Annotated in this window: 9 protein-coding genes and 1 pseudogene; 7 read left to right on the forward strand and 3 right to left on the reverse strand. The window is 73.3% G+C overall.

Annotation, left to right across the window (positions count from 1 at the left end; all coding sequences use genetic code 11):
* The 4 genes and pseudogenes from I0C86_RS11525 to I0C86_RS11540 all read left to right on the forward strand — a co-directional run.
* A pseudogene (locus I0C86_RS11525) lies at window positions 1-239 on the forward strand (sensor histidine kinase); the annotation flags it as partial.
* Entirely contained in the window at window positions 236-901 is a 666-nt protein-coding gene (locus tag I0C86_RS11530; RefSeq protein ID WP_196201220.1) for a response regulator, read from the forward strand. The pseudogene I0C86_RS11525 and the gene I0C86_RS11530, both read left to right, overlap by 4 nt.
* 98 nt (window positions 902-999) lie before the next feature.
* The gene (locus I0C86_RS11535; protein ID WP_196201221.1) at window positions 1,000-1,929 is read left to right on the forward strand and encodes an alpha/beta hydrolase; all 930 of its coding nucleotides are present in this window, start codon (window positions 1,000-1,002) and stop codon (window positions 1,927-1,929) included.
* A complete protein-coding gene (locus I0C86_RS11540) occupies window positions 1,926-3,263 on the forward strand; it encodes an acyltransferase family protein (RefSeq protein ID WP_196201222.1) in 1,338 nt (445 codons plus the stop codon). Before I0C86_RS11535 ends, I0C86_RS11540 begins: the two co-directional genes overlap by 4 nt.
* Before the next feature lie 505 nt (window positions 3,264-3,768).
* On the opposite strand, the gene I0C86_RS11545 is transcribed toward I0C86_RS11540, so the two are convergent.
* From I0C86_RS11545 to I0C86_RS11555, 3 genes are read right to left on the reverse strand one after another with little or no spacing between them, the layout of a single operon-like run.
* Complete coding sequence (locus I0C86_RS11545) at window positions 3,769-4,719, reverse strand: VWA domain-containing protein (protein ID WP_196201223.1); 951 nt, start codon at window positions 4,717-4,719, stop codon at window positions 3,769-3,771.
* Complete coding sequence (locus tag I0C86_RS11550) at window positions 4,716-5,705, reverse strand: DUF58 domain-containing protein (RefSeq protein WP_196201224.1); 990 nt, start codon at window positions 5,703-5,705, stop codon at window positions 4,716-4,718. The genes I0C86_RS11545 and I0C86_RS11550 overlap by 4 nt, the downstream gene beginning before the upstream one ends.
* Window positions 5,702-6,856 carry an AAA family ATPase gene (locus I0C86_RS11555; protein WP_196201225.1) on the reverse strand — a complete coding sequence of 385 codons (1,155 nt, stop codon included), beginning with the start codon at window positions 6,854-6,856 and terminating at the stop codon, window positions 5,702-5,704. Before I0C86_RS11555 ends, I0C86_RS11550 begins: the two co-directional genes overlap by 4 nt.
* Window positions 6,857-7,109: 253 nt before the next feature.
* Between I0C86_RS11555 and I0C86_RS11560 the strand changes: the two genes are divergently transcribed.
* The 3 genes from I0C86_RS11560 to I0C86_RS11570 form a co-directional block, all read left to right on the forward strand.
* On the forward strand, window positions 7,110-7,340 hold the full coding sequence (locus I0C86_RS11560) for a hypothetical protein (RefSeq protein ID WP_196201226.1): 231 nt from the start codon (window positions 7,110-7,112) through the stop codon (window positions 7,338-7,340).
* Window positions 7,341-7,449: 109 nt separating this feature from the next.
* Window positions 7,450-8,010 carry a PH domain-containing protein gene (locus tag I0C86_RS11565; RefSeq protein WP_407676299.1) on the forward strand — a complete coding sequence of 187 codons (561 nt, stop codon included), beginning with the start codon at window positions 7,450-7,452 and terminating at the stop codon, window positions 8,008-8,010.
* The coding region (locus tag I0C86_RS11570) for a PH domain-containing protein (protein WP_196201227.1) at window positions 8,007-8,592 on the forward strand (586 nt) is incomplete at its 3' end. The genes I0C86_RS11565 and I0C86_RS11570, both read left to right, overlap by 4 nt.

Consider the following 8,592-nt stretch of genomic DNA (forward strand, 5'->3'; position numbering starts at 1 on the left):
ACGGTGACCCGACCGGGCCGGCCGACGGTGACCCGACCGGGCCGGCCGACGGTGACCCGACCGGGCCGGCCGACCCGGGGGCCGGGCCCGACGGCGGCACCGGGGCCGGCGGGCACGGGTTGACCGGGATGCGGGAGCGGACCCGCCTGCTCGGCGGCCGGTTCACCGCCGGACCGACCGGCAATCACGGGTACGCGGTGACCGCGTACCTGCCCTACGACGCGGAGGCGTCCGGATGATTCGGGTACTGATCGCCGACGACCAGGCGATGGTCCGGCAGGGTTTCGGTGCGCTGCTGGCCGCCCAGCCCGATCTGCTGGTGGTCGGCGACGCCGCCAACGGGTCGGAGGCGATCACCGCCGCCCGCCGGTTGGATCCCGACGTCGTGCTGATGGACATCCGGATGCCGGTGCTGGACGGGCTGGCCGCCACCCGGCGACTCGTCGGGGACCGTCCGGGGTCGGCCCGGCCCCGGGTGCTGATCCTGACCACCTTCGACCTGGACGACTACGTCTACGAGGCGCTCCGGGCCGGAGCGAGCGGGTTCCTGCTCAAGGACGCGCCGGCCGCCGACCTGGTGCACGCGGTCCGGGTCGTCGCCGCCGGTGACGCGCTGCTGGCCCCGGCGGTGACCCGTCGGCTGATCGCCGAGTTCGCGGCCCGGCCCGACCGGGACCGGCCCCGTCCGACCACCCTGGCCGCGCTCACGCCCCGGGAGACCGAGGTGCTGCGGCTGATCGCGCGCGGCCGGTCCAATGCCGAGATCGCCGCCGCGCTGGTGGTCGCCGAGCAGACCGTCAAGACCCACGTCGGGCGGATCCTCGGCAAGCTGGACCTGCGCGACCGGGCCCAGGCGGTCGTCGTCGCGTACGAGTCCGGTCTGGTCGCGGCCGGGGAGTAGCCCTCCGGTAGCCCGGCCAGGACCACTCCGTGGCGTGACGCGCCGCCGGTGCTCGGCTCCGCATTCTTTCTCCGGAATCGACCGGAGGGAGACGGCGGATGAGATGGCAATCAGCGGTACGGGGCACGGTGGCAGGCCTGCTGGCCGTGGGGCTGCTGGTGCCGCCGCCACCTGCCGGGGCGGCCCCGGTTCCGTCGGCGCCGGCCCGGTTCGTGGACGCCTATCCGGACGTAGCCGCGACGATGCGGGCGGCCGGGGCGCCGTACGCCGACTGGGTCGCCGCCGGCCGGTCCTTCCTCGCCTTCGATCCTCGCGGCGACGGGCTGGCGGTGGAGGTGCTCGGGGATCTCGGCACCGCCGACCGGATCGCCGTGCTGGTGCCCGGGGTGGACACCACGCTGCGGAACTTCGACCGTGGGCTCGGCGGGGTGAGCCGGCGGGCGCCGTCGGCCCAGGCCCGGAGCCTGTACGACGAGATCCGGGCCGGCCAACCCGATGCCCGGGTGGCGGTGCTGGCCTGGCTGGGCTACGACCCACCGAACGGGCTGGGTCGGGCGGCGACCCGGCAGGACAGCGCCCGATCCGGAGCCCGGGCCCTGCTCGACCTGGTCCGGACGCTGGCCCGGCACCGCCCGGCCGCCACGGTAACCCTGATCGGGCACAGCTACGGCGCACTGGTGATCGGGCTCGCCGCGCCGGCACTACCGGCCCAGGTCACCGAACTCGTGACCGTGGGTGGGGTCGGGATGGGCGTGGACGAGGTCGGCGAGCTGCGTACCGGCGCGACCGTCTGGGCCGCCGAGGCACCGGACGACTGGATCCACTGGCTGCCGCCGCTCCGGATACTCGGATTCGGGCACGGTGTCCGGCCGGCGGCTCCGGGGTTCGGCGCCCGGCGGCTGCCGGTCGACGGGGTGACCGGCCACGACGGCTACCTGGTGTCGGGCACCGGGACGCTGCACGCGGCGGCCCTGGTCACGCTCGGCCGGACCGGTTCGGTGACCGGGACGGCGGTGGCGGCCCGATGAGCACCGTCGCACGGCAGCAGGCCCCGGCGCCACCGCACCGGAACGTCGACGGGCGGAATCGCGGCATCGACGGACGGAATGGCGGCATCGACGGACGGGATCGCGGCATCGACGGACGGGATCGCGGCATCGACGGGCTGCGGACGTACGCGATCGGGGGTGTGGTGCTCGGACACTGGCTGGTGACCGCCCTGGTGCTGGCCCCGGGCGGCGCGCTGCGGGCGGCGAGTCCGCTCATCACGATGCCGGAACTGGTGCCGGCGACCTGGCTGTTCCAGACGCTCGGGCTGTTCTTCTTCGTCAGCGGCTACGGCTCGGCCCGGTCCCTGCAGTCGGCCAACAGTCGTGGACTCGGGTCGACGGAGTGGCTGCGGCGCCGACTCGGCCGGCTGGTCCGGCCGGTGCTGTTGCTGCTCGGCGGCTGGACGGTGGCGCTGGCCGTCGCCGCGATGCTCGGTACTCCGGCCGCGACCCTGCGGACCGCCGCCACGCTGGTGGTCAGTCCACTGTGGTTCCTCCTGCCGTTGGTGGTGCTGATCGCCCTGACCGGTCCCCTGTCCCGGGCACTGCGCCGGTACGGACCACTGCGGTTGAGCATCGCGGCGGTGACCCTGGTCGCCCTCGGAGACCTGGCCGGACGGAACCTGTCGGACATCCGGAACTGGCCGGTGCCGCTGCCCGGCGACGGGAGCTGGCGGGTACCGGTCGCCGTGCTCGCCGCCTGGCTGGTGCCGTACCTGCTCGGCATGGCGCTGGCCGGCGGACGGCTCGGCGACCGGCGTACCGGGTGGTGGCTGCTGCTGGGCGGAGCGGCCGGGATGACCGGCCTGGTGCTGTACGGCGGCTACCCGGCCAGCGCGGTCGGCGTGCCCGGGGACGGGATGTCCAACCTCGATCCCCCGTCGCTGTTCGCGGTCTCCCTGGCTCTCGCCCAGATCGGCGCGGCCGTGCTGATCCGGCCGGCGGTGGCCGGCTGGCTGGCCCGGCCCCGCCGGTGGCGACCGGTGCACCGGCTCAACACCGCCGCGATGGGCGTCTACCTGTGGCACCAGACCATCCTGCTCGGGGTCACGGCACTCGCCGCGCTCGTCGCCCGGCTGGCCGGTTGGGGTGCCGTACCCGGTCTGCACTCGGTGCCGGACGGGCCCGGCTGGGTGCTCGCCCGGCTGGCCTGGTTGCCGCTGCTCGGCCTGGCCCTGGCGGTGCTGGTCGGCCGGCCCGGACGGTCGGAACGGCCCGGACGGTCGGAACGACCCGGACCAGGCTCTTCGCCGCCGACGGTCGGCAACCCGTCAACCGGCTTCGCCCCGACCCGTGGCGCGGGTGTACGATGACTGGCGTTCCAGGCTCGGCCGAGGAGAAGGAGGTGATCGCTGTGCGAGATAGCGATCCTCCTAGTCGTGGCCGGGCCCTTGGTCAGTCCGCCTGAGCCATTGACTCTCCTGGCCGGCTGACCCAGCTTCGCTCCGCACCGCATCCCAGGCCCTGCCGGCAACCGTCCGGCACGCCGAGGGCTGCGCGCCCCGACGGCTGTCGCCGAGTTCGAGCGTGTGGAGCCTCCCGGTCACGACTTCGTGTGCGCGTCCGCTGATCCCCAGATGTCCCTGCCCAGCCCTGCGCTGACCCGGGACGTCTCAGTCGCCACCGGAGAGCAGAATCATGAACCGTTACGTCGCCCCACTCGGCTTCACCCTCGCCGCGGCCTGGATCGTGGTGGTCTTCATGCTGGTCCGCGCGACCCCGTGAGCATCATCGGACCCGCCACCTCGGCACGGCCGCACCGCCATCCAGCGGCACAGCCGCACCGCCATCCAACGGCACAGCCGTGCCGTCCGCCCGTCACACCAACCGGGACGTCCAGACCAGGCTCATCCCCGCTGCGCAGAGCGCGAAGAGCAGCGCGATGCCCGCGTACCACTGGGTGATCTCCCGGGGTTCGGTGCGGAACCCGATCGAACTTCCCATGTCCTGGTACACCTGCTTCAACTCGCTGACCGAGGCCGCCTCGTAGAAGAAGCCCTGGGTCGTCTCGGCGAGTTCGGCGAGGGCCATCCGGTCGACCGGTACCCGCTGCACCTGGCCGCCGATGTCGACCTGACCGGAGTCCGTGCCGAACGCGATGGTCGAGACCGGCACGTTGGCCGCCTGTGCCGCCGCACCGGCCTCCTCGACGGACCGGCCCGCGGTCCGGTAGCCGTCGGAGAGCAGCACGATCCTGGCCGGCGGGACGCCCTGGGCGCCATCCGCCGGAACGGACCGGATCGCCTCCAGGGCGGTGAAGACCGCCTCGCCGGTGGCGGTCGCCTCCGCCAGCACCAGGCCGTCGATCGCTCCGGTGACCGCCGGTCGGTCCTTGCCCGGCGGTACCAGCACGTTCGCGGACTTGGCGAAGGCCACCAGGCCAAGGTTGTAGCTCGGCGGAAGTTCGGCGACGAACTGCTTGGCCGCCTCCTGGGCCGCCTCCAACCGGTTCGGTGCCACGTCGTCGGCCTCCATCGACAGCGACACGTCGATCGCCAGCATGATGGTCGCCCGTTCCAGCGGCTCCTTCCGGTCCACCGAGGGTCGTGCCATGCCGGTGGCGAGGATGAGCAGGCTCAGCAGGAAGACACCGGCGGCGGCGTGCCGGCGCCAGCCCAGCCCCTTGGGCGCGAGCGTACGCAGCAGTTCGACGTTGGTGAAACGCAGCGCGTACGTGCGGCGGTGCAGTTGCCGCCAGACGTACGCGCCGGCGAGGGCGAGCACCGGCAGTACGGCCAGCAGCCACCATGGTTGCAGAAAACGGATCATCGAGTCGTCCCCCGGGTACGGGCGTGCCGCTGCGCTGCGACGAAGCGCACCATGTCCAGCAGCCAGTCGGAGTCGGTACGGAGCCGCAGGTGCGCCGCGCCGGCGGCCCGCAGCTCGTGGGCGATCGCGGCGCGCTGGGCGGCGGCCGCGGCGGCGTAACGGCGCCGCAGGCGAGGGTCGGCTGTCTGCACCTCGTGCAGCTCACCGCTCTCGGGATCGACGACGGCGAGCACCCCGACGTCCGGCAGTTCCAACTCGCGCGGGTCGACGACCTCGATCGCGAGCACCTCGTGCCGGACCGCGAGCTTGCGCATCGGGCGTCCCCACTGCTCGGGCGGGGCCAGGAAATCCGAGATCACCACGGCCATCCCCCGCCGCCTCGGCGGTCGGTTGAGCGCGTCGACCAGGGCGCCGAGATCGGTCCGGCCGGGTCTGAGCTCCAGCCCGGCGATGGTCCGCAGCAGGCCCTGGGCCTCCTTGCGACCGGGTCGGGCCGGCAGTCGCAGCACGCCCGACCCACCGGTCGCCGAGCCGGAACCGGGGCCGGAACCGCCGGAACCGGGGCCGGCCGCCCGGCCCGGACCGGTGCCGACCACCGCGCCGATCCGGTTGCCGCCCCGCACCGTCAGGTGGGCGATCGCCGCCGCGGCGGCGACCACGAGTTCCCGTTTGAGCCAGCGGCCGGTGCCGAAGTCCAGACTGGCGGAGAGGTCCACCGCCATCCAGCTCTCCAGTTCCCGGTCCGCGACCGTACGCCGGACGTGCGGAACCGTGGTCCTGGCCGTCACCGGCCAGTCCATCCGGCGTACGTCGTCGCCGGGGCGGTATTCCCGGGACTCCCCCGCCTCGGTGCCGGGTCCCGGCAGCAGGCCGAGGTAGTCGCCCTGGAGCAGCCCGTCCAGTTTCCGGGTGACGAGCAACTGCAGTCGGGACAGTACGGCCTCGGCTCGGGCCGGATTCGGGTTGATCGGGGTACCGCTCATCATGCCGACGGGCGCCCCGGCCAGCTCGAACCGGCCGCCGGGCCCGGGGCGCCGGTTGCGGAGCCGAACGGAAGACCGGAGGTGGGACCGACCGGTGCCGGGCTGGCGTTCTGCCGGGGCGCGACCGAGGGCAGCGGAATGGTGGACATCACCCGGTCGACGACGTGGTCGGCGGGGATGTTGTCGGCCAGCGCGTCGTAGCTGAGCACCAGCCGGTGCCGGAGGATGTCCGGCGCGATGTCCTGCACGTCCTGCGGGAGCGCGTAGTCACGTCCCCGCATCAGGGCGAGCGCGCGGGTGGCCCGGACGATGCCGAGCGAGGCGCGGGGGCTGGCCCCGTACTGGATGAGCTGGGCCACGTCCGTCATGCCGTGCTCGGCCGGTGCGCGGGTGGCGAGCACCAGCCGTACCGCGTAGTCGACCAGCGCGTTGTGTACGAACACCTGGTCGGCCTTGCGCTGCAACGTGACGAGTTCGAGCGGGGTGAAGACCGACGACGGCTCCGGTGGGCTGACGCCCATCCGGTAGACGATCTCCCGCTCCTCGACGTCGGTGGGATAGCCGACGAGGATCTTCATCAGGAAGCGGTCCCGCTGCGCCTCGGGCAGCGGGTAGACGCCCTCCTGCTCGATCGGGTTCTGGGTGGCCATCACCAGGAACGGGTTCGGCACCCGGTGCGTCTGGCCGCCGATCGAGACCTGCTGCTCGGACATCACCTCCAGCAGGGCCGACTGCACCTTGGCCGGTGCCCGGTTGATCTCGTCGGCGAGCAGGAAGTTGACGAACACCGGGCCGAGTTCGACGTCGAACTTCTCACTCGACTGCCGGTAGATCCGGGTACCCACGATGTCCGCCGGTACCAGGTCCGGTGTGAACTGCACCCGGGCGAACGTGCCGCCGACCACCCGGGCGAGGGTTTCGACGGCGAGGGTCTTGGCCACCCCCGGTACGCCTTCGAGCAGGCAGTGTCCCCGGGCCAGCAGGGCGACGAACATCCGCTCCACCATCCGGTCCTGCCCGACGATCACCCGCTTGACCTCGAACAGGGCGCGTTCGAGCAGGGTCGCGTCTTCGGCCGGAGTGGAGCCCGCGGCGGGGCCGGCACCCCCGACGTCGGGCGGGGTCTGGGCGTCGGGCGTGGTCGGCTGGGCCACCGGTCCTCCACAGCGGGGTCACGGAATCGAATGGGTCGGCGCGAGGCCGACGCCCCCAAGCCTCGCACGTCCGCCTGGAAGCCGACGAAGGGAGAACCGGATTTGCGGTTCGCAGCCTCCGCAATCCGCAAAACGGCTCGGGATGGGTAGACATAGGGGGAGTTTCCATGTGTACGATGCAGCGAATCGCCGGGCGGCTCCCCCCGTGGCCGCCCGGCGATCTCTACACTCCGGCCGCCGTAGACTCGCCGCCGTGAACGACACCTCCTCCGCAGAACCGCCCCGGATCTGCTCGGCCCGTGGCTGCCGGGCCCCGGCGGTCTGGGCACTGCGCTGGAACAATCCCCGGCTGCACACTCCGGAGCGGAGGAAGGTCTGGCTCGCCTGCGCCGCGCACCGGGAATCGCTCGGCGAGTTTCTCGGCGCGCGCGGGTTCCTTCGGGAGGTAGCACCGGCCGACGGATCGCCTACGCTCGACACGTGAGCGAGCGAGGCGGCAACCCGGGCCAACGGTGCGACCGACGGGCGAACGGGGCGGCGAGGTGAGTGAGCGCGGCGAGCAGCCGCCGGTCGGCGCCGTACCGGCGGAGCCGGTGAGCGGTCCCGTACCGCCGGAGCAGCCGGTCGGCGGTCCCGTACCGCCGGAGCAGCCGGTCGGCGGACCGACGGATCCGCTGGAGCCGTGGCCGGACACCGTCCGGTGGCAGCCCGTGTCCCGGGACCTGATCTGGGTGGAGGCGCTGCGGCTCAGCATCGGAATGCTGGTCGTGATCGTGGGTCTCCTGGTCGGCCTCGTCCTGACCGGCAGTTGGGCGTTCGGTCTCGCGCTCGGCCTGACCGTCGTGCTGACCATCTGGCGGCTGCTGGTGATCGCGCGGGCGGTCCGGGCCTGGGGGTACGCCGAGCGCGACAACGACCTGCTCGTCCGGCACGGGCTGGTGGTCCGGCGGCTGTCGATCGTCCCGTACGCCCGGATGCAGTTCGTGGACGTCACCGCCGGGCCGCTGGAGCGGGCGTTCAAGCTCGCCACCGTCCAGTTGCACACCGCGGCGGCGGCGAGCGACGCCCGGGTGCCGGGCCTGCGGCCCGCCGAGGCGTCCCGGCTAAGGGATCGGCTCACCGCCCTCGGCGAGGACCGGGCGGAGGGTCTGTGACAACGGGCGACGTCACCGAACCCCGGCGGCGGCTGCATCCGCTGAGCCCCGTGCTGCAGTCGGCGAAGTCCCTGGTGGTGATCGTCGCCGCGCTCTCCTGGTCGACCCTGTCCCAGGTCGGGATCGGCTTCTTCAGCCTGCTGGTGGCGGTGCTCCTGATCGGCGCCGTCGTGCTCTCGGTGATCAGTTGGTACAACACCGGCTATCACGTGGTCGGGCGGGAGCTGCGGATCCACGAGGGCCTGCTGTGGCGCCGGACCCGGGCCATCCCGCTGGAACGGTTGCAGTCGGTGGAGGTGGTACGACCGCTGCTCGCGCAGCTCACCGGCCTCGCCGAACTCCGGCTGGAGGTGGTCGGCGGCGGCAAGACGGAGGCCCCGCTGGCGTACGTCACGGTGGCCGACGCGGTGGTCCTCCGGGAGCGCCTGCTGGCGCTGGCCGGTCGGGCCCCGCAGACCGCGCCGATGGCGTTCACCGAGGTCCCCGGGTGGTCCGGCGCGGCGCCGCCCGGCCAGTCCACGGTGGCATCGCCGGACCGGCCCGGGGCGGCTGGTCCGGGGCAGCCGGCGACCGGGTCCGGCC

This window comes from Plantactinospora alkalitolerans (assembly GCF_015690345.1).
Classification (GTDB): domain Bacteria; phylum Actinomycetota; class Actinomycetes; order Mycobacteriales; family Micromonosporaceae; genus Plantactinospora; species Plantactinospora alkalitolerans.

Bases quoted from the DNA above. Each gene is read 5' to 3' on its own strand.
- I0C86_RS11530 (WP_196201220.1), top strand. From the start codon at position 236: ATGATTCGGGTACTGATCGCCGACGACCAGGCGATGGTCCGGCAGGGT.
- I0C86_RS11535 (WP_196201221.1), top strand. From the start codon at position 1,000: ATGAGATGGCAATCAGCGGTACGGGGCACGGTGGCAGGCCTGCTGGCC.
- I0C86_RS11540 (WP_196201222.1), top strand. From the start codon at position 1,926: ATGAGCACCGTCGCACGGCAGCAGGCCCCGGCGCCACCGCACCGGAAC.
- I0C86_RS11545 (WP_196201223.1), bottom strand. From the start codon at position 4,719: ATGATCCGTTTTCTGCAACCATGGTGGCTGCTGGCCGTACTGCCGGTG.
- I0C86_RS11550 (WP_196201224.1), bottom strand. From the start codon at position 5,705: ATGATGAGCGGTACCCCGATCAACCCGAATCCGGCCCGAGCCGAGGCC.